At 62.0% G+C, this 25,162-nt stretch carries 21 protein-coding genes; 12 read left to right on the top strand and 9 right to left on the bottom strand.

Annotation, left to right across the window (positions count from 1 at the left end; all coding sequences use genetic code 11):
• Window positions 1-2 precede the first annotated feature (2 nt).
• A complete protein-coding gene (locus tag GRF63_RS06760; protein WP_160485159.1) occupies window positions 3-3,302 on the bottom strand; it encodes an amidohydrolase family protein in 3,300 nt (1,099 codons plus the stop codon).
• Window positions 3,303-3,411: 109 nt separating this feature from the next.
• Entirely contained in the window at window positions 3,412-4,194 is a 783-nt protein-coding gene (locus tag GRF63_RS06755) for a citryl-CoA lyase (RefSeq protein WP_160485158.1), read from the bottom strand.
• A gap of 82 nt (window positions 4,195-4,276) precedes the next feature.
• Between GRF63_RS06755 and GRF63_RS06750 the strand changes: the two genes are divergently transcribed.
• From GRF63_RS06750 to GRF63_RS06735, 4 genes are all read left to right on the top strand, one after another.
• A complete protein-coding gene (locus GRF63_RS06750; RefSeq protein ID WP_160485157.1) occupies window positions 4,277-5,407 on the top strand; it encodes a CaiB/BaiF CoA transferase family protein in 1,131 nt (376 codons plus the stop codon).
• 71 nt (window positions 5,408-5,478) lie between these two features.
• Entirely contained in the window at window positions 5,479-6,024 is a 546-nt protein-coding gene (locus GRF63_RS06745; protein ID WP_160485156.1) for a VOC family protein, read from the top strand.
• Window positions 6,024-7,055 carry a uroporphyrinogen decarboxylase family protein gene (locus tag GRF63_RS06740; RefSeq protein ID WP_160485155.1) on the top strand — a complete coding sequence of 344 codons (1,032 nt, stop codon included), beginning with the start codon at window positions 6,024-6,026 and terminating at the stop codon, window positions 7,053-7,055. Before GRF63_RS06745 ends, GRF63_RS06740 begins: the two co-directional genes overlap by 1 nt.
• Entirely contained in the window at window positions 7,052-8,173 is a 1,122-nt protein-coding gene (locus GRF63_RS06735) for a uroporphyrinogen decarboxylase/cobalamine-independent methonine synthase family protein (protein ID WP_160485154.1), read from the top strand. The genes GRF63_RS06740 and GRF63_RS06735 overlap by 4 nt, the downstream gene beginning before the upstream one ends.
• A gap of 6 nt (window positions 8,174-8,179) precedes the next feature.
• On the opposite strand, the gene GRF63_RS06730 is transcribed toward GRF63_RS06735, so the two are convergent.
• Genes GRF63_RS06730 through GRF63_RS06720 form a run of 3 tightly spaced genes read right to left on the bottom strand, consistent with a single transcriptional unit; the run spans window position 8,180 to window position 10,331 of the window.
• Window positions 8,180-9,163, bottom strand: a complete 984-nt coding sequence (locus tag GRF63_RS06730; protein WP_160485153.1) for an SMP-30/gluconolactonase/LRE family protein — start codon at window positions 9,161-9,163, stop codon at window positions 8,180-8,182.
• Window positions 9,160-9,960: a hypothetical protein gene (locus GRF63_RS06725; RefSeq protein ID WP_160485152.1), complete on the bottom strand. Its 801-nt coding sequence runs from the start codon at window positions 9,958-9,960 to the stop codon at window positions 9,160-9,162. Before GRF63_RS06725 ends, GRF63_RS06730 begins: the two co-directional genes overlap by 4 nt.
• Complete coding sequence (locus tag GRF63_RS06720; RefSeq protein ID WP_160485151.1) at window positions 9,957-10,331, bottom strand: DUF6152 family protein; 375 nt, start codon at window positions 10,329-10,331, stop codon at window positions 9,957-9,959. Before GRF63_RS06720 ends, GRF63_RS06725 begins: the two co-directional genes overlap by 4 nt.
• 203 nt (window positions 10,332-10,534) lie before the next feature.
• On the opposite strand from GRF63_RS06720, the gene GRF63_RS06715 reads away from it, so the two are divergent.
• From GRF63_RS06715 to GRF63_RS06680, 8 genes are all read left to right on the top strand, one after another.
• On the top strand, window positions 10,535-11,059 hold the full coding sequence (locus GRF63_RS06715; RefSeq protein ID WP_419865945.1) for a 2Fe-2S iron-sulfur cluster-binding protein: 525 nt from the start codon (window positions 10,535-10,537) through the stop codon (window positions 11,057-11,059).
• Window positions 11,056-12,042 carry an FAD binding domain-containing protein gene (locus GRF63_RS06710; RefSeq protein ID WP_160485150.1) on the top strand — a complete coding sequence of 329 codons (987 nt, stop codon included), beginning with the start codon at window positions 11,056-11,058 and terminating at the stop codon, window positions 12,040-12,042. The genes GRF63_RS06715 and GRF63_RS06710 overlap by 4 nt, the downstream gene beginning before the upstream one ends.
• A complete protein-coding gene (locus GRF63_RS06705; RefSeq protein WP_160485149.1) occupies window positions 12,039-14,231 on the top strand; it encodes a molybdopterin cofactor-binding domain-containing protein in 2,193 nt (730 codons plus the stop codon). The genes GRF63_RS06710 and GRF63_RS06705 overlap by 4 nt, the downstream gene beginning before the upstream one ends.
• Before the next feature lie 560 nt (window positions 14,232-14,791).
• On the top strand, window positions 14,792-15,532 hold the full coding sequence (locus GRF63_RS16665) for a LuxR C-terminal-related transcriptional regulator (RefSeq protein WP_160485148.1): 741 nt from the start codon (window positions 14,792-14,794) through the stop codon (window positions 15,530-15,532).
• Window positions 15,533-15,766: 234 nt separating this feature from the next.
• Window positions 15,767-17,068: a UDP-glucose dehydrogenase family protein gene (locus GRF63_RS06695; protein ID WP_160485147.1), complete on the top strand. Its 1,302-nt coding sequence runs from the start codon at window positions 15,767-15,769 to the stop codon at window positions 17,066-17,068.
• A 112-nt stretch (window positions 17,069-17,180) separates the two neighbouring features.
• Entirely contained in the window at window positions 17,181-18,353 is a 1,173-nt protein-coding gene (locus GRF63_RS06690) for a glycosyltransferase (RefSeq protein ID WP_160485146.1), read from the top strand.
• The gene (locus GRF63_RS06685; protein ID WP_237392313.1) at window positions 18,350-19,318 is read left to right on the top strand and encodes an ATP-grasp domain-containing protein; all 969 of its coding nucleotides are present in this window, start codon (window positions 18,350-18,352) and stop codon (window positions 19,316-19,318) included. Before GRF63_RS06690 ends, GRF63_RS06685 begins: the two co-directional genes overlap by 4 nt.
• Complete coding sequence (locus GRF63_RS06680; protein WP_160485145.1) at window positions 19,302-19,997, top strand: HAD family hydrolase; 696 nt, start codon at window positions 19,302-19,304, stop codon at window positions 19,995-19,997. The genes GRF63_RS06685 and GRF63_RS06680 overlap by 17 nt, the downstream gene beginning before the upstream one ends.
• An 18-nt stretch (window positions 19,998-20,015) precedes the next feature.
• Here the strand turns inward: GRF63_RS06680 and GRF63_RS06675 are convergent, their stop codons facing one another.
• From GRF63_RS06675 to GRF63_RS06660, 4 genes are all read right to left on the bottom strand, one after another.
• Entirely contained in the window at window positions 20,016-20,615 is a 600-nt protein-coding gene (locus GRF63_RS06675) for a sugar transferase (protein ID WP_160485144.1), read from the bottom strand.
• On the bottom strand, window positions 20,602-22,944 hold the full coding sequence (locus tag GRF63_RS06670; RefSeq protein WP_160485143.1) for a GumC family protein: 2,343 nt from the start codon (window positions 22,942-22,944) through the stop codon (window positions 20,602-20,604). The genes GRF63_RS06675 and GRF63_RS06670 overlap by 14 nt, the downstream gene beginning before the upstream one ends.
• Window positions 22,945-23,203: 259 nt before the next feature.
• Window positions 23,204-24,439, bottom strand: coding sequence for an outer membrane beta-barrel protein (locus GRF63_RS06665; RefSeq protein WP_160485142.1), 1,236 nt, complete (start codon window positions 24,437-24,439; stop codon window positions 23,204-23,206).
• A complete protein-coding gene (locus GRF63_RS06660; RefSeq protein WP_160485141.1) occupies window positions 24,439-24,975 on the bottom strand; it encodes a polysaccharide biosynthesis/export family protein in 537 nt (178 codons plus the stop codon). Before GRF63_RS06660 ends, GRF63_RS06665 begins: the two co-directional genes overlap by 1 nt.
• Window positions 24,976-25,162 lie beyond the last annotated feature (187 nt).

Genomic DNA, 25,162 nt, shown 5'->3' with positions numbered 1-25,162 from the left:
GCCTATTCCCACCAGTATGGCGCGCGCTGCGCGTCTCCTGTCACGATTTCATTCATCGTTTGCGCATCATAGGCGCGGCCACCCAGCACCACGGTATCCACCCGCTCTGTATTGCGGATATTGTCCAGCGGGTTGCCATCCAGGATCACCAGATCCGCCAGCTTGCCCACTTCCAGCGATCCGATCTCGCGATCCATGCCCAGCGATTTTGCCGGTACGATGGTGGCGGCCTGCAGGGCTTCCAGCGGAGTCATACCGCCGCGCACGAAGGACCAGATTTCCCAATGCGTGCCGATGCCGGCCTGCTGGCCGTGCGCGCCGATGGACACCAGAACATCCCTGTCGGCCAGCTTGGCAGATTCGCGGGCGATATCATCATCCACGAAATCGCCTTCGGGCGCAGTGGTGCGGCGGGCATTCTCCGCGCGCAGGATCGCGGGCGGCGTGTGCGCCATCAGCAATGGCTGCTCAAACACATTGGTCGCCTGACGCCAGTAGGGATCGCCCGCCAATCCGCCATATCCCACCACCAGCGTGGGGGTGTAATTGGTGTTGGATTGGCTGAAGAACTGCAGCACATCCTCATACAGCGTCATCACGGGGATGTTATGCTCCAGCGTGGAGTTGCCGTCCGCGATCAGGTTCAGATCCATACCGAACAGTGATCCGCCTTCGGCCACCACCAGCATGTTTTCCTGCCGCGCGGCCTCCACCACCATCTGCCGCTGATCACGGCGCGGCTGGTTATAGTTCTTCACGCTGGGCGCGCCCTCTGCACGCAGGCGGCGCACGTGATCCAGCGCATCGTCCAGAGTATCGATCTGCGCATAGGCATAGGGGTTGCGCGCGCCATAGATGATGCGCCCGGTAGAGAACATGCGCGGCCCCAGGATCATGCCGGTACGCTGCATATCGTCCGCCACGAAGAAGGGCGTATCGTTGGAGGGATCGTGGATCGTGGTGGTGCCCAGCGCCAGCGTTTGCAGCAGGTTCCAGTTCTGCTGCGGCACCAGCTCGTCCACCGCATATGATCCATGCGCGTGTGCATCCACAAAGCCCGGCACGATCGTGCGGCCAGCGGCATCGATGGTGGGGGTGCCAGCGGGCACCGTTACACTGCCAGCTGCACCGATGGCAGCAATCTTGTCATCCTCTATCAGGATGGTGGCGTTTTCGATGATGCCGCCATCTTCGCCCGCCATCGAGATGACGCGCGCACCCGTGATGGCCAGCCTGCCGTCATGCCGGTCTGCAGCGACCTGGCGCAGCATGGACACGCCGGTTTCCGGCGGGGTAAATGCGTCCACCGTCTCCCCTTCTGCCGGGGGAGCATCGGCGAACAGATCTGCCAGCGTGGCGGAATACAGCGTAGGACCAAGCGACCAGTTCAGGCGCTGCCCACCATCGGACCAATGGATGTAGCTTGCGCCGGAATCGGAAACCTCCACGGTGGGCAGGCTCTTCGCCTCTCCCGAAATCGTCACCGTCTGTCCGCCGGGCATCAGCGGCGTGGCGAAGGCATCGTAATTCTCGCTGAAGGCGAAGAACTTGCCATCGGGAGACACGTGATAGCCCGTTACCAGTTCGCCGCTGGCATGGGTGCGCGGATCGTTGCCGTTCAGATCGGTGGAGACGAGCACTCTGGCGTTACCGTCTGACCCGGTCATGAAAATGCGATCATTGCTGGCGCCGAAATGCGGAGCCGACATGTCGCGGCTGATCAGCACCATGTCTCCGCCATTGGCAGAGATGCGGTAAACTCCTGTGTTATCGGAATATTCCGGTGCAGTGAGATATCCGCCAGCGCTCTTTTCAAACACGATGGTGTTGCCATCGGGAGAGAAATGCGGCCGTGCGTAATGGCCCGGAGTGGCGGTGACGGTGCGCCCGCCCCGGCCATTGCGGCCCACCGTGCGGATCTGGCCCAGACCATCGTCGGTCCAGCGCACGAATACGATCTGCTCTCCATCGCGGGACCAGCTTGGAAACAGTTCCAGCGCGTCCCCCTCTCCCGTCAGCGCGCGCGGCGTGCCGCCGCGGGCAGGCATGGTATAAAGCTTGCCAAGGCTTTCAAACACCACGGTATCGCCATCGGGCGAAACCTCGGCAAAGCGCGCCATGGTGACGTCCACCATGTCCGTTGCCACGGGGATCACCGGATGCGGCGCGGGCAGCACGCCGCGCGTATCGGCGATGGTGAAGGGAATTTCCGCCACGCCGGTGCCATCGGCATTCACGCGGCGGATCTTGCCGCCTGCCCAGAACACGATGGAGCGGCTGTCGGGCGTCCAGTCCATATTGGGATAGACGCCGGTTACGGCCCAGGTTTCCTGCACGTCCTGATCCAGATCGGCATAGATCATGCGTTCCAGCCCGGTCTTCAGGTCTTTCACATGAAGCTGGGACCGCGTGTTCTCGCGCCGCACGAAAGCGATCTTCGTGCCATCGGGCGAAGGCTGAGGCCGCACTGCGCCGCCCAGCCCGCTGATTGCGGTGGTGACTTCGCCGGTTTCCAGATCGTAGCGTTCGATGTTGAAAAGATCGGTGTTGGAATCCTGCGCATAAATGAAGGTGTTACCCGGCGTTATGTTGCGCGTGTAATAGATGGCGCTGCCATCGGGCGCGTAGGTCGGCTCGCCCAGTTCCTTCTGCAACTGCTCGTTCGCACGCTCTACCAGGGCGATGCCGCTGCCGCCGCTGACGTGGTACAGCCACACCTCGCCCGTGCCCAGCGAACGGCCCGTGGTGAAATGCTTCTTGGCCGCGATGTACTGCCCATCGGGAGACCATGTGGGCTGGTTCAGCAGGCGAAAGCTTTCATCCGTCAGCTGGCGCATATCGCTGCCGTTGGCATTCATGATCCAGATATTGTCCCCGCCCCCGCGATCGGAGGTGAAGGCGATGCGGCTACCATCGGGGGAGAAGCGCGGCTGCACTTCCCACGCCAGCCCTTGCGCGATGCGCGTTGGCGTGCCGCCGGTGATCGGCATGGTGTAGATATCGCCCAGCAGGGAAAAGGCGATGGTGCGCCCATCGGGAGAGACATCGACGTCCATCCACGTGCCCTCGCTCACATTGATGGGCACTTCGGTTATCTCAACGCCGGGAGGGTTGTTCACATCCCACTTCGCATCATCTTCCCCCGCATCTGGCGCAGTTTCGGCAACCGGATCGGGCATGGGCTCGAACATGGGTTCGGATGCTTCATCCGGCGTCGGGCCGGACGCGGGATCGGGCTGCTGTGCTGCTGCCGCAGTCGCCAGCATGGCGGTTGTCGAGAGGAGGAGGAGTTTGCCGAGCATGTGGGGGGCTTTCTAAGACTCTGGAAAGCCAGCACCCTTACGCAAAGCGGTAGCAACTGCAACCATTGGCGCCGTCAGCGGCCACTATCAGCCATTGCAGTGCGGGCTATCAGTGCCCGTCATACTCCACTGCGCCCGATGCGGCCCCGCTCATGATAAAGCCCACGGGCCGCTCCGCCTCTTCCGTCAAATGGCCGATCAAACTGCCGGTGCGCGACAGCAGGCCGATGCCTTTCAGCGCCGCCAGCGGCCAGCCGATATCCAGCAGGATGGCAGGGATCGGTCCGTTGACGTTGACGGGCAGTTCGCGCCCGATCGTTTCCGGCAATGCAGCCTGCAAAGCGCGCATCATTGCCACATGCTCCCCACTGGCGCCACGCGCGTCTGCCAGTTCCAGCAATTTCAGCGCGCGCGGATCGCCATTCACATGCTGCCAGTGGCCAAAGCCGGGCACCGCCTTCGTGTGCTCTCGCCAGCGCTTGATGTTGCGCGTGGCCACCTGGTCCACCGGATCGCCGCTCTCGCGCTGGTCGGCCACGCATTCGGCGTAGAAATTGCCAGCAATCTCTGCACTCCCCAGCGCCACCGATCCGCAGCCGAGAATGCCCGCCGCAACCGCGCCCTGCACCGCCTCCGGCGCGGCGGCCAGCGTCATGCGCGCGGCCACCACCGATGGCACCATGCCATGCTCCGCCAATGCCACCAGTGTGGCGTTGAGGAAGAAACTCTGGTTCTCGTCAGGCTCCTGCCCTGTCACCAGCAGCCAGAAATAGCTGGAGAAATCGACCTTCCCGATCAGGTCTTCGCACAGGTCACGCCCGCGCACGGTGATTGTGTCCGCATCCGATGTGCAAATGGCAGAGTAGCCCGTGTCCTGCTTGCTGGTGCGCAAAGTGTCTCTCCTTGATTCTATCCGGTTGCGGCGCTGCCCCCCTGCCTATAGCGATGCAGTAAAGAGGCAAGGGAGAGAAAGCTTGGCCAAACCACTCAAAGGCATCCGCGTGCTCGACATGGGCACCTTCATCACCGGGCCGGCGGCCGGCATGCTGCTGGCCGATCTGGGGGCAGAGGTCATCAAGGTGGAGATGCCCGAAACGGGCGACCCCTTCCGCGCCTTCAAGGGCGATCTGTATTCACCCCATTATCAGACCTACAATCGCAACAAGAAAAGCATCGAGCTGAACACCAAGGCCAACCCGGAAGACCTGGATGCGCTGGATGAGCTGGTGAAGACCGCCGACGTTTTCATCCAGAACTTCCGCCCCGGCGTGGCCGAAAGGCTGAATGTTGATGCAGCGCGTTTGCAGGGCATCAACCCGCAGCTGATCTATGCGGATATCTCCGGCTTCGGCAACGAGGGCCCTTGGAAGGATCGCCCCGCTTTCGACACCGTCAGCCAGGCGGCCAGCGGCTTCCTTCGCCTGCTGGTAAACCCCGGCAACCCGCGCGTGGTCGGCCCGGCCATCGGTGATGCGATCACCGGCTTCTACACCGCCTATGGCGTGCTGGCCGCCCTGTATGAGCGGGAGACGACCGGCAGGGGGCGCAAGGTCGAAACCTCCATGTTCGAGGCGATGTCGCACTTCAATCTCGACGATTTCACCCATTACCTCAGCGCTGACGAGGTGATGGGCCCGATGAGCCGCCCGCATGTTTCGCAAAGCTATGTGTTCCAGTGCGAGGACGGCGGATGGATCGCCTTGCATATGTCCAGCCCGCCAAAGTTCTGGGAGAACCTGGCAACGGCAGTGGGCCAGCCCGATATGCTGGAGCGGCCCGAATTTGAAAGCCGCCCGGCCCGCATCGAAAATTACGAGAAGGTGATCACCTTCCTCGCTCCGCTGTTTGCCGAAAAGCCGCGCAGCCATTGGGAAGAAAGGCTGGCGAGCTGCGAGGTCCCGCATTCTCCCGTCTTCAGCTCGAAAGAGGTGCTGGAGGGCGATCTTGCCAAGCATCACCAGCTGGAGATCAGCGGCGAAGGCCAGCGCGGCACGTTTCGCACCATCCGCAATCCCATCCGCTTCGATGGCGAGGTTGAAAGCGATGTCACGCCGCCGCCGGAACTGGGCCAGCACAACGAGGAGATCCTCGGCCGCAAGGGGTGATTGGCGACCTACGCCTTCTTTGATAAAGTCCGAAACAAGCGCCGAAGAATCGGCCACATGGGAGAGAGAAAATGGCAAAGCTGCCAAGCCGCCTGCATCACACCGCCTTCGTTACCGAAGACCTGGAAGCAACGCGCGCCTTTTACGAAGACGTGATTGGCCTGCCATTGTCTGCCTGCTGGACCGAGATCGATCACCTGTTCGGCAAGGATCGCACCTATTGCCACCTGTTCTTCGATCTGGGCGATGGCAGCTCGCTGGCATTCTTTTCCTTCGCCGATCCTGAAGACCAGGCCGAGTTCGGCCCGCCCCTGCCGCCGTCGCCATTCCGCCATATCGCGCTGAATGTGGACGATGAATTCCAGGCAGACGTGGAACGGCGCATCAAGGATGCAGGCATTCAGCCGCCCAAGACCTATGTCCTCGAACATGGCTATTGCCGCAGCGTCTATGTGGAAGATCCCAATGGCATGATCGTGGAATTCTGCCGCGACGATCCGCGCGCTGCCGATGGTGCGGAGGAGCGGAAGGCCAAGGCCCATGCCGAGCTGAAGCGCTGGCTGGACGGCGATCACACCAACAACAACACCTTCCGCCACGACGAAGAAGCCGCCTGATGGCGACGCCCTTGTTGCCGGCATCGCTGGTCGGCTCCTACTCCCAGCCCGACTGGCTGATCGACCGTGCCAAGCTGGCCGGTCGTTTCCCTCCGCGCACCCGTGCAATGGAATTGTGGAAGGTGGAACCGGACCTGCTTCAGCAAGCATGGGACGATGCCACCATCGTCGCCATTCGGGAGCAGGAGGCGGCGGGGCTCGACATCATCACCGATGGCGAGATGCGGCGCGAAAGCTACTCCAATCGCTTCGCCACTGCGCTTAACGGCATCGACATGGAAAACCACGGCACCGCGCTGGATCGCAGCGGAGAGCCGGTGCCTGTGCCGCGCGTGATGGGCGATATCAGCCGCAAGCATCCCGTGCAGGTGGAGGACGTGAAGTTCATGCGCCGCTTCACCGACAAGCCGATCAAGATCACCGTGCCCGGCCCCTTCACCATGAGCCAGCAGGCGCAGGACGATCATTACGGCGACCCGGAAGCTCTGGCACTGGCCTATGCCGCCGCCGTGAATGAGGAGATCAAGGATCTGCACGAAGCCGGTGCGGACGTGGTGCAACTGGATGAGCCATACATGCAGGCCCGTCCCGATGCGGCGCGCGAATACGGGCTGAAGGCGCTGGCTCGCGCGCTGGAGGGCGTTGAGGGCACCACAGCGCTGCACATCTGCTTTGGCTATGCCGCGCTGATCCATGAACGGCCCGAAGGCTATTCCTTCCTGCCCGAATTGGCGGGCACCGCGCTGGACCAGGTGAGCATCGAAACCGCGCAGCAGAACCTCGATTGCACCGTGCTGAAAAGCCTGCCGGACAAGACCATCATCCTTGGCGTGCTGGACCTTTCCACGCATGAGGTGGAGATGCCGGAAAGGGTGGCGGAACGGATACGTAAGGCGCTGCCGCATGTCGATGCGAGCCGCGTGATAGTGGCGCCTGATTGCGGCCTCAAATACCTGCCGCGCGATGTCGCATTCGGGAAGATGAAGGCCATGACAGATGGCGCGCGCATCGTGCGAGAGGAGCTGGCGTGAGCGGCTTCGTCACCACGCACACGGGCAGCCTGCCGCGCCCGGAATACCTGCTGGATCTAATGTTTGTCCGCGAAAGCGGAGAGGAATTCGAGCAGCCCCCGCTGGACGAGGCGATTGAGCGCGCCACCGCCGAAGTGGTGATGCGACAGAAGCAGGCTGGCATCGCCGTCATCAACGATGGCGAAATGTCGAAGCCCAGCTACGCCACCTATATCAAGCATCGCCTGTCCGGATTCGGCGGCGAGGCGGGCCAGTATGAATTCCAGGACCTGGAGGATTTTCCCGGCGCAAAGGCCCAGGTGTTCGGCAACAAGGGCCGCGCCAAACGCTCCGCCCCCGCCTGCACCGGCCCCATCGAAGTGATCGACATGGACGCCCCGCGTCAGGATGCGGAGCGGCTGAACCGGCTGGCCGATGGGCACGCCACCTTCATGTCCGCCGCATCGCCCGGCGTGACCGCGCTGTTCTTCCCCAACCAGTATTACGCCAGTGACGAGGAGTATGTTTTCGCGCTGGCCGAGGGATTGCGCCACGAATACGAGACGATCGCCAATGCAGGCATCACCTTGCAAGTCGATTGCCCGGACCTTGCGATGGGCCGCCATGTCCAATTCACCGGCCTTTCGAACGCGGAATTTCGCAAGCGCATTTCCATCAATATAGAAGCGCTGAACCACGCGCTGAAAAATGTCCCGGCTGAGCAGTGCCGTATGCATCTGTGCTGGGGCAATTACCCCGGCCCGCACCATTGCGACGTGGATTTCGCGCTGATCGCGGATCTCGTCTGGCAGGCCAAGCCGCAAACCGTGCTGGTGGAAGGCGCAAACCCGCGTCACGCGCATGAATTCGCCTATTTCGAGGAGCACAAGCTGCCGGACAGCAAGATCCTGTGCCCCGGAATGATTGAGCCGCAAAGCCCTTACATCGAGCATCCTAAGCTGATTGCGCAGAGGATCGGTCGCTATGCGGATTTGCTGGGAAAAGAGCGCGTGATGGCGGGCGTCGATTGCGGTTTCAGCGTTCACGCGGGCAGCAACAGCCTCGATCCCGAAATCGTCTGGGCAAAGCTGGCCGCGCTGTCCGAAGGGGCCGCTCTCGCCAGCGAGAAATACTGGTAGTCGGCTCTAGTTACCGCTGGCCAGCATCGGCAGGCGATAGATCGTCATCGCCACATTGCGCACGCCCTCTGGCGTTTCCCAGGCCTCCCCAGCGGGCGTCACCGCGCCCATGGCACCGACATACAGCGTGCTGCGATCCGCACCTGCAAACGCCAACGTGATGGAGCGGCGCGGCACCGGGATCACGCCAAGCTTTTCGCCGCTGTCCGCAAACACATAGACGCCTGCGTCGCCTGTGACGTAGAGCCGGCCCTCGGTATCGACGGTCATGCCGTCGCCGCCAAAACCTTCGCTATCCTCGTCCAGCGTGGCGAAGATAGTGCGCTCCCCACTCGCGAGATCGAAGGCATGGATCGTGCGCATATCGGTGACGTAGAGGCGAGAGCCATCGGGGCTGATCGCCACGCCGTTGGTAAAGGCCTCAGGCTCGTACAGTTTCGTCACGCTGCCATCGGCGTCGATATGCCACAGCGCGCCTTGCGTAACCCAAGCCCCGCCCTCGCCATCGGCCAGCACATCGTTGAGGCGGCCCAGCGTCTCGCCATCGCCCATGCTATCGGCAATCACGCGCCGTTCCGGCAGCAGTTGCACCAGCGCGCTTGGCTGGCTGCATTCCAGATCGCCAAGCCCCGGATCGCTGCAGCCGCGCTCCACCGCCAGCAACGTACCGTCCGCGGCATAGGAGGCAGCGCCCGCGCCCAGCACATAGGGCACTTCCACAAAGGCACGCTCGCCATTTTCGCCATCGGGCCACAGCGCCCATATCGCATTGCTCTGCTCCTGCGCGAAGATCAGACGGCCGTCGGGCGCGGTGGTCATGCCGTCCGCCGTCATCGGGCCGGACCACGCGATTTGCCATTCCGCATCGCCGGAAACGACGCCGTCTATCGCTTCGATCTCGGCGTTTTTCTCACCCGCAAGTGGCGCTGTTTGCGCCAACACGGGGGCGGACAGGAAAAGGGCAGCAAGGGCCAGGGAAGCGCGGATCATTCCACCACCTCCGCTTCGATTGTATTCACGCCGTTTTCGTCCACTCCAGTGCGATCATTGTCCCAATCGACCATGATCATCCGGTCGAAACCCTCGTCTCTGATCCAGCTCACTTGTGTGACGAAAGGCTCCTCCAGCGTGGTGGGATCGGTGACGGTGACATCGGACACGAGGCGGTCTCCTTCCAGCCTGATCCGCTCTTCGTAATGCGCATCGTCAGAGAAAGGCGGCGCGCCGTGGAAATATTCGATGGGGGATCGCACCATTGTCGTTTCCACCACCAGCGTATCGCCTTCCCAATGGCCGACGGAGGTGCCCATCACCGTGGGCCACAGGTCGAACTCGTCCGGCATATCGCGATCGGTGTAGACGTGGCGCACTTCGCTGTAGGCATTCACGATCAGGACGTGTTCTGGCGTGATCACGAATTGCAATGGCGTTGCCGCGTTCATCATCATCGGGAAGCCCCAGCCCGCCGCCTTTCGCCCCGCATTGATGGCCTGCGCCGCTTCCAGCCGTCGCTGGCCTTCCGCGTTCCATTTCGCCGCGCCGCCGCGCAGGTTCATGAAATTGGCGACGGCCTCGCCTTTCTCTCGCGCGGCAAGCACTGACGGGGCGATCCCGCCGACGGTGGTGCCTGCCTGCTCCTCCGCCACCCAGTACCCCGGCCAGAAGGGCAGCTGCGAAAATTGCTCCACGCGATCAGCCTGAGCATCGGGCGCATCCTGCGATTGCACCATGGTGGGCATCGCGCCAAGGCCCAGCATCGCCGCCAGCGCCAACAGCGGGGCTTTCACTGGTTGCTTCCAATCGCTCTGCCATCGGCATCCACCACATCCAGCACCACGCCGCCTGCCTTGCCGCTGCGCAGGGGATGGGCGCGCACCGTCACCTCCGTTCCCGGACGCAAGGTGCGGGGCCGCCAGCCGCGCGCGTAGAGATACATGGGGGAGCCCATTTCCATGCTCCATTCCACGTTCCTGCCGCCCGCATCGGTGGACACCATCTGGATATAGGCATGGGGGTTGGACCACTGGAACTGCTTCACCGTGCCGCGCACCGTCACTTCCCGCGTGTTGTCGAACATCGCCATGGAATGATGGGCGGCAACGGTGCCGGCGCCGATGGGAACAAGCAGGGCTGCAGCAACAGCCAATGCGATACGCATGATTTCACACTCCCAGCTATTTGTCTTTTTATAGGGAGGGATAATGCCAGCTTCGGCGGGAGAGTCACCCCATCTATTTCGCGCAGAGCTACGCGGGATTGTGCGATGGAAACGAATGGGCGCGCGCAACAATTGTTATCCGTTGAAACTAATTTCCAGCTTTTGGACCCTCGCTTGGACACTTCGCCAATCCCGCGCGTTGCATGATGAAACTGGAGTTTATCGTGCCAATCACCATCAACAACACCGCCCACCCCCTTCCCGACGATCCCCGCACCAGCCTGCTGGATTTCCTGCGGCGCGACTGCGGGCTTACCGGAACGAAGAAGGGATGCGATCATGGCCAGTGCGGCGCCTGCACCGTGATTGTGAACGGGCAGCGGATCAATTCCTGTCTCTCGCTGGCCGTGATGCACGATGGCGACAGCGTGACCACGATTGAAGGGCTCGGCACACCCGATGCCCCCTCCCCCATGCAGAAGGCCTTTCTGGAGCATGACGGATTTCAGTGCGGCTATTGCACGCCGGGGCAGATCTGCTCCGCCACAGCCATGTTGCAGGAAATTGCCAACAACATGCCCAGCGATGCGAGTGAAAGCCTGGACGGCCCGATCAAGCCAACGCCCGAAGAAATCCGCGAACGCATGAGCGGCAACCTGTGCCGCTGCGGCGCCTATGCAAACATCATCGCCGCCATTTCCGAAGTGGCAGAGGGAGACGCAGCATGAGGCCGTTCCAATACGCCCGGCCCGACAGCCTGGACCACGCCACGCAGCTGACCGCGCCTGAAGACACCATGGCCATTGCGGGCGGCACCAATCTGATTGATCTGATGAAACTGCAGGTGGAAACGCCGCAGGAACTGATCGACATCAACCGTCTTACCATGGGCGAAATCGCCGATACCGACGATGGCGGCCTTCGCATCGGCGCGCTGGCCACCAACACTGCCACTGCCGCGCATGATCGGGTGCGCAGCGATTATCCGCTTCTGGCCCGCGCGATCCTTGCAGGGGCGACGCAGCAATTGCGCAACAAGGCCACCACCGGCGGCAATCTGTGCCAGCGCACGCGCTGCTATTATTTCACCAATATCGATCAGCCCTGTAACAAGCGCGATCCCGGTTCCGGCTGCGGCGCGATAAAGGGCATTGCGCGCCTTCACGCCATTCTCGGCACCAGCAATCACTGCATCGCCACCTATCCCGGCGATATGGCCGTCGCGATGGCCGCGCTGGATGCGCAGGTGCTCATCACCCGCGAGGGGGAGAAGGAACGCACCGTGCCGGTTCGCGATTTCCACCGCCTGCCCGGCGATACGCCCGAAAAGGACAATGTGCTGGAGGCCGGCGAAATCATCACCGGCGTAACCCTGCCCGCGCCTGTCGAAGGCAAACAGATCTATCGCAAGGTGCGGGAGCGTTCCTCCTATGCCTTTGCGCTGGTTTCCGTCGCTGCCGTGGTCGCCATGACAGATGGCCGCATATCGCGCGCCAATCTCGCCTTTGGCGGCATCGCGCACAAGCCGTGGCACGATCCGCGCCTGTCCGAATTGCTGGTGGGCGAAACCCCCTCTGCTGCCGTGTTCGACAAGGCGGCAGACCTGCTGCTCGAAGATGCGCAGGGCTATGGCGAGAATGATTTCAAGATACCGCTGACGCGTCGCGCGCTTGCGGCAACCCTTGCGGATGCGACGGGAGTAGAACTGTGAGCAATCATATGAAACAGGATCAGCCCGCCACGGATTGCAAGCTGGACCAGATGTCGCAGGATCTGCTGGGAAAGCCCATCGCCCGCTCCGAAGGCTTGGCAAAAGTCACCGGCACCGCGCCCTATGCGGCGGAATATCCGGTCGATAATTGCCTCGAAGGCGTTCTGGTAACCGCGCCCTTCGCGCGTGGCACCGTGACCGATATCGACACCCAGGCCTGCCTCGCCATGGATGGCGTTGTGGCCGTGGTGGAAGATGAGCGGATGACGGCGCGCGCCGCGCAGGGCACCGCTGGCGAAGCGCCCGTGCAGCAGCCGCGCACCGTGTGTTACTGGGGCCAGCCCATCGCGCTGGTGGTGGCCGAGACGTTCGAGCAGGCCCGCGATGCGGCAAAGCACCTTGTCATCAGCTTCGATGCCGATGATCTTGATGACGTTGCCTTCGATCCGAACGCGGTTGATCCTGAAAACAAGGAAAGCACCAGCCAGGGCGACTTGACCAGAGCCATGAACGAGGCATCCAGCAACGTGGATGCCCGGCTCACCACCAGCGGCCACGCCAGCGCCGCGATGGAGCCCCATGCCGCGATTGCGGAGTGGGATGGCAGCAAGCTGACCGTCTATGCCTCGCTGCAAATGCTAAATTACAATATCGCCGAACTGGCCGATGCAGTTGACCTGGAGGAGGACGATGTCCGCCTTATCTCCCGCTATGTGGGCGGCGGCTTCGGATCGAAGCTGGGCATCTCGGAAGAAACCGTGGCAGCGGCAATCGCAGCCATGCAGCTGGAACGCCCCGTGCGCGTGGTGATGAGCCGCCAGCAGGTGTTCCAATGCATCATGCGCCGATCCGAAACCACGCAGCGGCTGCGGCTTGCCTCCGGCGATGATGGCGCGCTGACGGGCTTTGGCCATTATGCGCTGGTATCGAATTTGCCGGGAGAGGAATTTGCCGAACCCGTGCTGCAAAGCTCTCAATTCCTGTACGCCGGTGAAAACCGCCTGCTGGAAATGGACGTGGCCCGCGTGCACCGGATGACCGCAGGCTCCGTCCGCGCGCCGGGTGAAGCTGTGGGCATGCCCGCGCTGGAAGTGGCGATGGACATGCTGGCAGAGGAAGCTGGCGTCGATCCGGTGGAGCTGCGCCTGCGCAACATCCCTGAAAACCATCCGGTGGAGGGTACGCCCTTCTCCTCCCACAAGCTGGCCGAATGCCTGAAACAGGGCGCGGAAGCTTTCAACTGGGACAGTGGCAAGCGAAAACCACGCCACACGAAGGATGGCGAATGGTGGATCGGCACCGGCATGGCCAGCGCCGCGCGTGTGCACAATGTTTCAGAAGCCAAGGCCCGCGTCACGCTGAAGGCGGATGGCACGGCGATGGTGGAAACCGATATGACCGATATCGGCACCGGCACCTACACCATCCTTGGCCAGGTAGCGGGCGAAATGCTCGGCTTGCCGCGCGACAAGGTGCTGGTGGAACTGGGCGACACGCAATTCCCGCGCGGCTCCGGTTCCGGCGGCAGCTGGGGCGCGGCCTCGGTCGGCTCTGCGGTGTTCGTGGCATGTCAGGCCTTGCGCAAGAAACTGGCCGAACGTGCTGGTGTTTCAGAAGACGAGCTTTCCTTGAAGGACGGCGCAATCTCCGGCGGCACATCGCTGGTCGATCTGCTGGATGGCAAGGATCTGGCCGAGGAAGGCCATTACGAGCCCGGCGATATTGACGAGGATTTCGTTGCCGCCGGCTTCGGCGCCTATTTCGCGCAGGTGCGCGTCAACCGCTTTACCGGCGAGACGCGGGTTGAACGCATGACGGGCGCATTCGGCTTTGGCCGGGTGCTGAACGAGAAGACCGCCCGCTCCCAATGCATCGGCGGCATGACATGGAGCATCGGCGTCGCGCTGACGGAGGCGCTGCATTTCGATCCGGTGGACGGCCATCTGGTGAATTGCGACCTTGCCGAATATCACGTGCCCGTACACCGCGACGTGCCCGATCTGGATGTGATCATGGTGGAAGAACGCGATCCGGCGGCCAGCCCCATCCAGGCCAAGGGTATTGGCGAATTGGGCATGTGCGGCGGCGCGGCGGCCATTGCCAACGCGATCTACAACGCCTGCGGGGCAAGGGTGATGGACTTCCCGATGACGCCCGACCGGGTGCTGGCGGCAATGCCGTACGACTGACCTTTTAAGAAAAGCGACACATTACTGTAAATATAGCGTGGCAAGCCCTGCGCCAGTACTCTGGCGCAGGGCTTTTGCCCGTCAGATCCGTCTTCTCTTGCCGCGCCCCCACTTGGGCAATTGCCCGCCTCACGCGGCTTTGCGCCTTACCCTAATGGGGATCGCGGGCCGCCCATACACTCTCCATTCAGCAGGTGCCTGCCAAATAAGGGCATGTTTTCGGAGGCCAATTTGTGATGCCCGTATGCACGTATGAATACGGGGTCCAAACAAGTCCCAATATGGCACATGCGCGTTGCAGTGCAGCATAGCCACTGGCTTCCGCGGCAATTTCGGGTTAATTAACTTTTAACGAATCAGAGCATCCGAACGGCCTTTTGGCAGCAACGCCAAGGCGCCACGACGATGCAGGGTTCGTGAATTAGGGGGCAACCTAATTAAGTATATCGTGCCTTTGCCAAGTAATTACGGTGTTTGGCAAAGTACAATTTAAGCAACCGGGGGTGCGTATCATGCGCAAGGTATCTACAAGTGTTTCGTTAATCTGCTCTAATTCTATCGTGAGTGAGGGGCTGAAGTCGATTTTGATCGACGAGGATTTCGCCATCGTCGGTCAGCACAAGACCTGCACCGCGATGATCAACGCCAAGGTGGAAGGCGCATCGGACGTGGGGATGATCGTGATTGATTCCGATGCATCTCTTAACGTCAGCAAAGAAGTTGCTGCCCTGCGAGAGGCTTTTGCCGATACGCGCATCGTCATCCTGCGTGAAGAGCTGGAGATGGATTGCCTGATCGATGCATTCGAGGCTGGCGCTGACGGCTATATCCTCAAGAACATCTCCTGCGAATCGCTGGTGAATTCCTTGCAGCTGGCCGCATGCGGCGAAAAGGTTGTGCCGGGTGAACTGGTGAAGCAACTGCCGCAGTTTGCGCATGCAACGGCAGACCAGGTGAAGGCCGAGGGTGAGCTTTCCGACATCCTTTCCGAACGTGAAATCGCAACGCTGCGCTGCCTTGTCATGGGCTATCCCAACAAGGTTATCGCGCGCCGCCTCGACATTGGTGAGGCCACGGTAAAGGTGCATGTAAAGGCCATCCTGCGTAAGCTGAATGTCCAGAACCGCACGCAGGCCGCCATTTGCGGCGTGAACTACGGCGTGCAGGCTGCCCTGCCCGAAAGCGCAGTGCGCACTTCCTCCACAATGACGGACGATGTCGCCGTAACTTGCGAGAGCGATGAACCCGGCAGCTTCATGCTGGCTGACAAGCGCACCAAGGAATACGCAACGGAAGTCTGAGCGTAAATCGGCGGCTTGAAACGAGGCCGCAGATCGCATGGGCGATCTAACCTAAAAGCCGCACCAGCCTTGCATGTCATGGGGCAAACGCGCCCCTGACACGGCAAGGTTGCCGGTGCCAGCCTATCCATCGGATTGAAAAATCATCCGAATGGGCAATTGATACCGGCAGGCGATCTGCGCCAAGATTGCCACCTGCGGCCATCACGCTGCATCCAGCGAATTGGAATTGTCATGAAAATCACGATGATCGGTTCAGGCTATGTCGGCCTGGTGTCAGGAGCATGCTTTGCCGATTTCGGCCACGACACCGTGTGCGTGGATCTGGACGAAGCGAAAATCAGCGCTCTGCAAAACGGCCAGGTGCCGATTTACGAGCCCGGCCTTGCCGACCTGATCGCCCGCAATGCCAAGGCGGGCCGCCTGTCCTTCACCACGGATCTTGGCCCGGCTGTGGCGCGAGCCGACATCGTCTTCATCGCGGTTGGCACCCCCTCTCGCCGGGGCGATGGCCATGCGGATTTGAGCTTCGTCGCCGCTGCGGCAGAGGATATTGCCCGCTCCATAGACGGGTTCACCGTCGTGGTTACCAAGTCCACCGTTCCCGTGGGCACGGGAGACGAGGTGGAGCGCATCATTCAAAGCACCCGGCCCGATGGCGATTTTGCCGTGGTTTCCAATCCGGAATTCCTGCGCGAGGGCGCCGCTATCGAGGATTTCAAGCGGCCCGATCGCATCGTCGTGGGCAGCGAGGATGAGCGTGCGCTGGCCGTAATGCGAGAGGCGTATCGCCCGCTCAGCCTGAACAAGTCCCCCATTCTGGAAATGGATCGCCGCTCTGCCGAGCTGACCAAATATGCCGGCAATGCATTCCTGGCCACCAAGATCACCTTCATCAATGAAATCGCCGATCTGTGCGAGAAGACAGGTGCCAATGTGCAGCACGTGGCGCGCGGGATCGGGATGGATAACCGCATCGGCAACAAGTTCCTGCACGCAGGCCCCGGCTATGGCGGCAGCTGCTTCCCCAAGGATACGCTGGCCCTGCTGAAAACCGCGCAGGATTTTGAGGCTCCGCAGGATATCGTGGATGCCGTGGTGCGCAGCAATGAAAAGCGCAAACGCGCCATGGGCCGCAAGGTGATCCAGGCCATCGGCCACGATGTGCGCGGCAAGATCGTGACTGTGCTGGGCCTGACCTTCAAGCCCAACACCGATGACATGCGCGACAGCCCTGCCATCGGCATCGTGCAGACCTTGCAGGATGCAGGCGCGGTGGTGCACGCCTATGATCCGGCGGGCGCGGAAAACGCGCGTGAAGTGCTGGAAGATGTCGTCTATTTCGATGACCCCTACGCCGCCATGGAAGAGGCAGAGGCGCTGGCCATCGTCACCGAGTGGGACGAATTCCGTGCGCTGGATCTTGCCAAGGTGCAGTCCAAGCTGAAGGGTATGATCGTGGTGGACCTGCGGAACATCTATGACCGCGAGGAAATAGAAATGCTCGGCATCAAATATGTGGCAGTTGGCCGTTAATCTTGTGTGGTTAAAGGCAAGCTGACACCTGCCAGCGGTGCCTCGGCATCGCAGAAAAGCTCTCTCGATTACGAACTGGCCGATCCATTATCCGAAAGGGGTGCAGCGCGCCGTGACCAAGATCAGCAACCAGCAAGCGCCCAGCGGAAGGCCCAAGGTGATGTTCGTCATCTCCGGGCTTGGTGCAGGCGGCGCGGAGCGGGTGATCTCCCTGATCGCGGACCATTGGCACGCGCGCGGCGTGGCGGTTGAAATCGCCAGCTTCGATGCGCCGGGCGACCCTGAATTTCATCACTTCGGCCCCGAGATCGTGCGGCACCAGCTGGGCAGCAGATCGGGCGGCAAGCTTTCGCGCAAATTGTCCAAGCTGGGTAATCTGCGCAACCTCAGGGCTTTGCTGAAATCGTCGCGCCCCGATGTGGTGGTATCCTTCCTCACCAAGAACAATCTGCTGGCGCTGATCGCCACCAGGGGCCTTTCGATCCCGGTCGTCTGCTGTGAACGCAACAACCCGGAAAAGCAGGCGAAACACCCCGCGTGGAACATGATGCTGGCCCATGCCTATCGCCGCGCAACACTCATCATCTGCCAGACAGAGGCGGTTAAGCGCTGCTTCTCTCCAGAGGTTCACGATCGCCTGCGCGTGATCCCCAACCCGATCAGCGGCTGGCAGCAAACGCGCCAACCCGCCGATCCACCGCGCATCGTGGCGGTTGGCCGGCTGACCGAGCAAAAGGGTTTCGACGTGCTGCTGGATGCCTTTGCCAGAATCGGGCCGGCGGCGGCAGGCTGGCGGCTTGAAATTTTCGGCGAAGGGCCGCAGCGCGCCGATCTGGAAGCGCAGGCCGCGCGGCTTGGGCTGAACGATCAGGTGCAACTGATGGGCAACAGCCCCGCGCCCGGCGGCTGGGTACAGAATGCAGAGCTGTTCGTGCTGTCATCCCGCTATGAAGGCTTCCCCAATGTGCTGGGCGAAGCGATGGCGGCGGGCCTTCCGGCGATATCCACGCGCTGCGATTTCGGGCCTGAAGAAATGATCGATCACGGCCAGTCCGGCCTGCTGGTGCCGCCGGAAGATCCCGCCGCGCTGGCCGATGCCATGCGCGAATGCATCGTTGATCCTGCCTTGCGGGAACGGCTCGGCAAACAGGCCGCACAAGATATCGCCGCTTTCTCTTCTCAGCGCGTTTTGCGCCAATGGGACGCGGCCTTGGCTGAAGCTCTGGCACCGCACGCACAAATACCGCATGAGCCCACGCGGAACACGAAGGAAACCGCCGCATGACAACCCGCGAACTGAAGATGCTGGTGACCTCCGCCGGTCGCCGTGCAGGGCTGCTCGAATGCTTTCGCGCATCTGCAAAGCGCATGGGCGTGGCGCTGGAAATCCACGCCTGCGACCTGAACCCCGATCTCAGCGCCGCCTGCGCATTGGCAGACGCCAGCTTCGCCGCGCCGCGCTGCACCGATGATGGCTACATCCCCCTGCTGCGCAAATACACGCGCGAAAACGGCATCGGGCTGATCGTGCCCACCATCGATACAGAGCTGCAACCGCTGGCCGACGCGCGGCCGGACTTTTCCGCGCAGGGCACATACGTCCACGTATCCTCCCCGCAGGTGATCGATATCGTGCGGGACAAGAAGCGCACGATGGACGTTCTGGCAGAGGCCGGCGTGCCGGTGCCCCGCACTGCCCGGCTGGAAGATTTCCGCCGCGATCCCGCGGGCTGGGACTGGCCGCTTTTCGTGAAACCCGTATCGGGCAGCGCCAGCCGCGGGGTGGAGCTGGTGCAGGATATCAAGGCGCTCGACCGCGAATTTGACGAACCGATGCTGGTGCAGGAACTGCTGCGCGGCGATGAATACACCATCAACCTGTTCGTGGATGAAGACGGCGTGATGCAGGCCGCGATCCCGCATTTGCGCATATCCATCCGCGCGGGCGAGGTGGAAAAGGGCCGCACGGTGCGCCGCGATGATTTCGAGGCGATTGCTCGCAATCTTGCCGCCGCCATGCCCGGTGCGCGCGGGGTTCTGTGTTTCCAGGTTTTTGACGATCCCGTGCTTGGCCCGCGGGTGATAGAGATCAACGCCCGTTTCGGCGGCGGCTATCCACTGGCAGACCAGGCCGGCGGCCATTTTGCAGAAAACGTGCTGCGCCAAGCCATGGGCGAACCGCTGGTGAATTGTGCCGACTGGCGCGACGGGGTGACGATGCTGCGCTATGACAATGCCGTCTTCGTCTGACGGCAAGGGGCCCAGCGTCCTGGTTTTCGACCTGGACGATACGCTCTATCTGGAACGGGACTTCGCCTTCAGCGGCTTTGCCGCGGTGGAGGCGCATCTGCAGGCAACGCATGGCGACAAGGTGTCGCCGGGTACGTGCCAGTCCCTTTACCAGCAGGGCGTGCGCGGAGAGATATTCAACCGCGCGCTGGATCAGTTCGGCCTGCCCGCCGATGCCGAGGCGATCGCCGCTCTGGTGGAGGTGTATCGCCTGCATCCGCCGCAGATCGCCCCCTGCCCTGATACGATGCGTTTTCTGGCCGCTGACAGCAGGCCCCGCGCGATCATCACCGATGGCCCTGCCGCGATGCAGCGATCGAAAATCGCCGCGCTTGGCTTTGGCGATCTCTTCGGCCTCATCATCCCCACCGGCGAACTGCCGCAGGGCATGGGCAAGCCCCATCCGCGCGCGTTTGAGAACGTGATGGCGTGGTCTGGCGAGCCGGGGCCAGAGCATGTCTACATCGCCGATAATCCGGCGAAGGACTTTATCGCTCCGCGTGCGCTGGGCTGGCGCACGGTGCAGATAGAGCGGGAGGGCGGCGTGCATTCACCCATCCCGAAATCGCCTGATCATGCGGCTGAACAGTATATCGGTTCTCTGGATGAACTGGCCGGGATACTGCGCCAGTTCGGCTAGCTATCAGCCGGTTATTACCTAGTTTTTGGCGTTGCCAACCACGGTTGGCGTGCGCCGCTCGCCGCCCACCATTACCAGCAGCGTGCGCATGATGATCCGCAGGTCCAGCGCCATGCTGCGGTTTTCGATATACCACAGGTCCAGCGCCATCTTCTCGTCCAGCGAGAGCAGCGTGTTGCCATTGACCTGCGCCCAGCCCGTAAGGCCAGGCTTCACCGCGCCGCGGCGGCGGCCCACTTCGCCCTTTTCGGCAATTGTCGGCGGCAGCAGCGGGCGCGGGCCGACGAAGTTCATGTCCCCGCTCACCACGTTCCACAGGCCGGGCAGCTCATCCAGCCGCGAACGGCGCAGCAGAGTGCCCACCGCGCCGGTCCGCTCTTCATCGGGCAAAAGCTCGCCCCGTGCATCGCGCGCATCGTTCATGCTGCGGAATTTCACCAGGGTGAACCCCTCCCCGCCCTTGCCCGATCGGGTCTGGCGGAACATCACCGGCCTGCCCATCGACAGAGCGACCAGTACAGCCAGCACGGCAAGAATGGGCAGCGCCAGGATCAGCAGGACGAGGGCAACGAAGCGTGAAAACATGATCGGGATCTGACGCGGCTTAAGCGTATTCATCCTGACGGGCGCGCTTGCCGCGGAAGATCCGCATAATCCGCTCCTTGATCGATGGCGATGAGTAATCGTCGGAATAGTAATCCGAGGCATCGACATAGAACTGGATGGAGTCGCCATACTGGCGGCGGGCATGCTCGGCATAATCGACATGGTCGAACACCACCCCGTCAGCACGGCCGGAAAGCGTTTCCAGCGTCGCGCTCATCTGCTCGATCGTGGTGCGGCCCCAGCGGGATACCACCAGCGTATGATCGGTAAAATCGCACATGGCGCGGGCATCGCGCACGGCCAGCGCGGCAGGTGCGTTGATGATCAACAGGTCGAAATGCTTTTTCAGGTCGGCCAGCAGCAGGCGCAGGCTTTGCGCGTTGAGCAGGGCCGCCGGATTTTCCACCGGCTGCTTCGCACTCAGGATCACGATACGCCCGGTATCCACGGCAAAGGCGTTTTCGATCTCTTCGGGGCCAAGGCCTTCCGGCGTATCCAGCATCGGCTTGACCTCCGGATCCTGCAACAAGTCATCCACGCTGGCGCGGCCCGTCAGCACGTCCACGATATCCGGCGTATCGAGGTTACGCTGCACGTCTTTTAGCAGACCCTTCACGCGCAGATCAAGGTCAACCAGAACCACGCTCTGCCCCATCACCTTGGCGGCGGCAGCCAGCGTCAGCGATACGGTGGATTTGCCATCGTTGGGCAGCGGGCTGGTGATCAGCACCGATTGCGAACCGCCATCCTGGCGCAGCGCGCGCATTTCGGAATAGGTGGAGCGAGCAGCCTCAGCAAACAGCGAATGCGGATCCTGCAGAACCGGGCTTTCGTTGATCTCTTCCGACAACCCTGCCTCGATACGGGGCAGCATGCCCAGCGTCGGCAGGCCGAAGTGGCGGGCCACGTGGGCAGAGGTGCGCAGGCGGCCATCGGCCAGGTCCAGGCCCAGGGCCATCATCACTGCCAGCACGGCAGAACCGAGGAAGGCGACCAGCGTCATCTTCGCAGGCGCCGGTGCAACACGGTCATAATTGGCGACCGCGGGCGAAACCACGGTGGTGTTCACGCCTTCCAGCTGCATCTGCGCACGCACCTGCTCGATACGTTCAACAATGGATGCAAAGGCCATGTTGGCAAGCTGATCGTTACGCTCCAGCTCGGCCAGTTTCACGGAGTTTTCGTTGTTCTGGAAAGCCTGCGATCGCACCGATGAAAGCGCGCCCTGCAGGCGGCTGGCACGGGCGGCGTCCTGCGCGGCCTGGCTGCGTGCCATTTCGCGCATCTGTGCAGCTTCGGCATTGGCAACGGCCTGCGCCGCGGCCTGCGCATCGGCGCGTTGGCGGGCAAGCTCGCTCTCCACGGTGGCGAGTTCATTGGTAACGCGAACCATATCCGGATGGCCGGAGCCGAGCGTGGCGCCATAGCGCGCCCTTTCGGCGATCAGCGTTGCCTGTTGCCGCTCCAGCTGCTGAACGGCGGCAGAGGTTGCCTGCGCCGTGCTGCGCAAACCGGCTGCATTGCCGATAACCGCACTGCGCGAGGAAGAGCCCGCGCTGTTGGCGCTGGCCGAAGCCGCTTCGGCAGCAAGCTGGTTCATGTGAGACAGGTTTTCAGTCGTGCCTAGGCCAAATGGCATGCGCGCATCGCGGCGGAATTCCGCCAGCTCATTGGATGCGGAGCGCGCGGCTTCTTCGCGATCGGCCCGTTCTGCCACCAGCGATGCCAGCAATTCTTCACGGCGCTGCGTGCTCTGCCCCTTGCGCACATTGCTGACGCTGTCGGGATACTGGTTCGCGATCCGCGCAGAAAGTTCTGGCGATTTGCTGGTGATGGTGACCTGGATAAGGTCGGAATTCGGCTCACTGGTGACGGAAAGCATGTTCAGCAACGTGTTGATCGCGCGGTGCATCTGCGCCGGTTCGTCCCCTGTCACCTGGCCCATTTCCGTGCGAAATTCCGGATCGTTCAGCAAATCAAGATCCTGGATCACGGCCTCTGCCGAGGAGCGCGAGCGATTGAGGCGCACCGCGTTGGAAACGCGGACTTCGTTGCGATTGCTGACGTCGGCCTGGTTGGTGCCCACTTCGTCAATCAGCTGCACCTGCACATGGGCAGACGAGCTATAGAGGTTGGGCGACATCAGCTGGTAGACGAGAACCGGCAGGGTAATCGCCGCAATCACCAGCAGGATCATGCGCTTGTGGCGTTCCAGCAGCCGCACGAAATCGCGCAGCGACAGGTTGTGATGGGCCACGGCCTCCGGACGATACGTCCACGGCAGCCGCCGCTCTGCCGGCAGATTGTTACCGAAATTGTTGACTTCTACCAGATTCGCCATGCGATTTTCAGCCCGTTGTCGCCCCTTGCAGAAGCGACTCCTTCATAGGTTTCCTAGATCCTGCATTTCGCAGATCGCGCGTGTCTTGGCACTTTATCATCGGTATGTCGGGCTACTTATATAGGGTAGCCCATTTTGATACATGCGATGGCCAATTGCGCTTTCGGCGCCGGGCCCCTGCGGACACGGCGCCGAATTCCTTGTAACTCAAGCCCCTGTGACAAGCCTTGTGACCAGCCCTTGGGACAAGCCCGTGTGACTAGAGGCGCACTCTCACGCCCGCCCCTGCACGGAAGCGGCTGTATCCTTCCAGCGGGCCATCGCTGCTGCGATCGCTGTAGCTGACCCGGCCAAACACCGACAGGCGGCGGTTAATCAGATATTCAAGGCCCGTGGTGGCGCGCCAGCGCTGCTGCGTTGGCGAATTGCTGCCGGAGAAGTTGTAGCGTTCAAATTCCACACCGGCAGAGCCGAGGAAATTGTGCCGGATCTCCTGCTCCACGAACAGGCCGATGTTGGTCTCGGTCCGGGTTGAACCACCGGAACGGAACGAGGCAACGTCCCCGTTGAACAGGTTGAGCCTGACGGCGGTACGCTGCGTGGGACGATAGGCCAGCTGGCCTTGCAGGGAGAAACCCGTGCGCCCGTCGCGCAGCGGATCGTCCGTGCTGAGCTTGAAAATACCCGCGCCAACGCGCCCTTCGATCAGGCCGCCATCGTCGAAACGAATGCCCGCCAATGCGCCGACGGTGGAGGTGTCACGATCGATATTGGTGATCGGTTCACGCAGGCGGAAATTGCGCCGCGTGTAATAGCCTGTACCGGTGAGGTAGAACGGCCCGCCGGATCGATAGCCCACGGTAACGCGGCCCGAATAGGTTTCGTAATCACGCTGCGCATCGATGATGGCCAGCGCATCGACATTCCGATAATCGCCCACGGCTTCTACCAGAAAGCGGGAGCCCTGGCGGGTATAGCCCGCAGAACCGCCCAGGATGCGATAGATACGCGGGCCGATGCCTTCGATCTCGCGCGCTTCGGGATCGCCGCGATCCTCGATTGCACGATCTGCCAGCGCGGTGAGCGTGAACGCTTCGCCAGCCTGCGGGCTGTATGAACTGGTCAACAGCGCGCTGGCGCCGGTGGCGTTTTCACTGGTGAAATCGAAATAACGGCGCAGGTCGAACTTGGTGGACAGCGTTGTCCTGAGTGCGCCCGTCCTGTGCTCGATACCGGCATAGGGCCGGAACCGGGCGATCACATCGCTTTCGGTCGCGGTGGGTTCGGCGAAGATATTGTCGTCATATTCCAGCTGCGCTTCTGCACCCACTTCGATGTTGAAGGGGCCGAAGGGCACCGGCTGATGGCGATATTCAGAATCGTCACCCAGAACGCCGCCCGCCGTCGATCCGATTTCCTGTGCGGAAACCGAGACCGACGTACCGGCGATGGCGCATGCCGCCGCGCTGACAAACCAAAGGGAGCGAATGTGCATCAGAACCATCTCTCGTAAACGCGGATACGATCACCCGGCATGATAAGCGTGTTTTCGGTTGCCCGCGAACGGACCTCGCGGCCATCGATGGTGCGGACCAGTTCAACCTCGCCCTCCTGCGCGCGGTAGGTGTAGCCACCGGCAGCGGAGATCGCGGACAGCACAGTCATGCCCTGGCGATAGGGAATTTCACCCGGACCCTTCACTTCGCCGATCACGTAGAACGGGCGCAGCGTGCCCATCTGTACCGATACGATCGGGTTGGTGAGGAGGTCGCGAGAGCGATAGCCATTGGCAATCGCATCCTCGATTTCGCGCGGGCCCAGCCCCGAAACCTTCACTTCCTGCAACAGCGGCAGCGAGATCATTCCGCTGCTGTCGATGATGTAGGAGCGATCGGCCTGTTCAACGTCCTGAATGGTGATCAGCAGCTCGTCACCCGGCTGCATGCGATATTCCATCGTCTCGGCGCTTGCCAGGGATGGCAGGCCGGCCAGGGAGGATGAGCATGCGGCCAGCAGCGCAAAGCCCATCATGCAGGTTAATGCCTTTATCAGGTCTCTAGTCCGTCGAATCATGTCGCACCCCTTTTCATTCTTCCAAATAGCCGCAAAGTCGAAATCCGGATCATCCCGGCATCGCCCCTCGGCACCATGTCATGGCAAGTTCAGCATACTGTTCGAACCCCGCCATGCCCCTGTATAGAGGGAAACTTACTTTCCC

The sequence above is a fragment of the Aurantiacibacter rhizosphaerae genome, from assembly GCF_009807005.1.
Lineage (GTDB): Bacteria > Pseudomonadota > Alphaproteobacteria > Sphingomonadales > Sphingomonadaceae > Alteraurantiacibacter > Alteraurantiacibacter rhizosphaerae.
Note: the sequence above shows the minus strand (reverse complement) of the source record. Positions and strands in the feature narration are given on the sequence as shown.

What these genes read in the sequence shown, in the direction of transcription:
- GRF63_RS06760 (WP_160485159.1), bottom strand. Translation starts at nt 3,302, where the DNA reads ATGCTCGGCAAACTCCTCCTCCTCTCGACAACCGCCATGCTGGCGACT.
- GRF63_RS06745 (WP_160485156.1), top strand. Translation starts at nt 5,479, where the DNA reads ATGGCAAAGCTGCCAAGCCGCCTGCATCACACCGCCTTCGTTACCGAA.
- GRF63_RS06740 (WP_160485155.1), top strand. Translation starts at nt 6,024, where the DNA reads ATGGCGACGCCCTTGTTGCCGGCATCGCTGGTCGGCTCCTACTCCCAG.
- GRF63_RS06730 (WP_160485153.1), bottom strand. Translation starts at nt 9,163, where the DNA reads ATGATCCGCGCTTCCCTGGCCCTTGCTGCCCTTTTCCTGTCCGCCCCC.
- GRF63_RS06720 (WP_160485151.1), bottom strand. Translation starts at nt 10,331, where the DNA reads ATGCGTATCGCATTGGCTGTTGCTGCAGCCCTGCTTGTTCCCATCGGC.
- GRF63_RS06715 (WP_419865945.1), top strand. Translation starts at nt 10,535, where the DNA reads ATGATGAAACTGGAGTTTATCGTGCCAATCACCATCAACAACACCGCC.
- GRF63_RS06710 (WP_160485150.1), top strand. Translation starts at nt 11,056, where the DNA reads ATGAGGCCGTTCCAATACGCCCGGCCCGACAGCCTGGACCACGCCACG.
- GRF63_RS06695 (WP_160485147.1), top strand. Translation starts at nt 15,767, where the DNA reads ATGAAAATCACGATGATCGGTTCAGGCTATGTCGGCCTGGTGTCAGGA.
- GRF63_RS06685 (WP_237392313.1), top strand. Translation starts at nt 18,350, where the DNA reads ATGACAACCCGCGAACTGAAGATGCTGGTGACCTCCGCCGGTCGCCGT.
- GRF63_RS06680 (WP_160485145.1), top strand. Translation starts at nt 19,302, where the DNA reads ATGCCGTCTTCGTCTGACGGCAAGGGGCCCAGCGTCCTGGTTTTCGAC.
- GRF63_RS06675 (WP_160485144.1), bottom strand. Translation starts at nt 20,615, where the DNA reads ATGAATACGCTTAAGCCGCGTCAGATCCCGATCATGTTTTCACGCTTC.
- GRF63_RS06670 (WP_160485143.1), bottom strand. Translation starts at nt 22,944, where the DNA reads ATGGCGAATCTGGTAGAAGTCAACAATTTCGGTAACAATCTGCCGGCA.
- GRF63_RS06665 (WP_160485142.1), bottom strand. Translation starts at nt 24,439, where the DNA reads ATGCACATTCGCTCCCTTTGGTTTGTCAGCGCGGCGGCATGCGCCATC.
- GRF63_RS06660 (WP_160485141.1), bottom strand. Translation starts at nt 24,975, where the DNA reads ATGATGGGCTTTGCGCTGCTGGCCGCATGCTCATCCTCCCTGGCCGGC.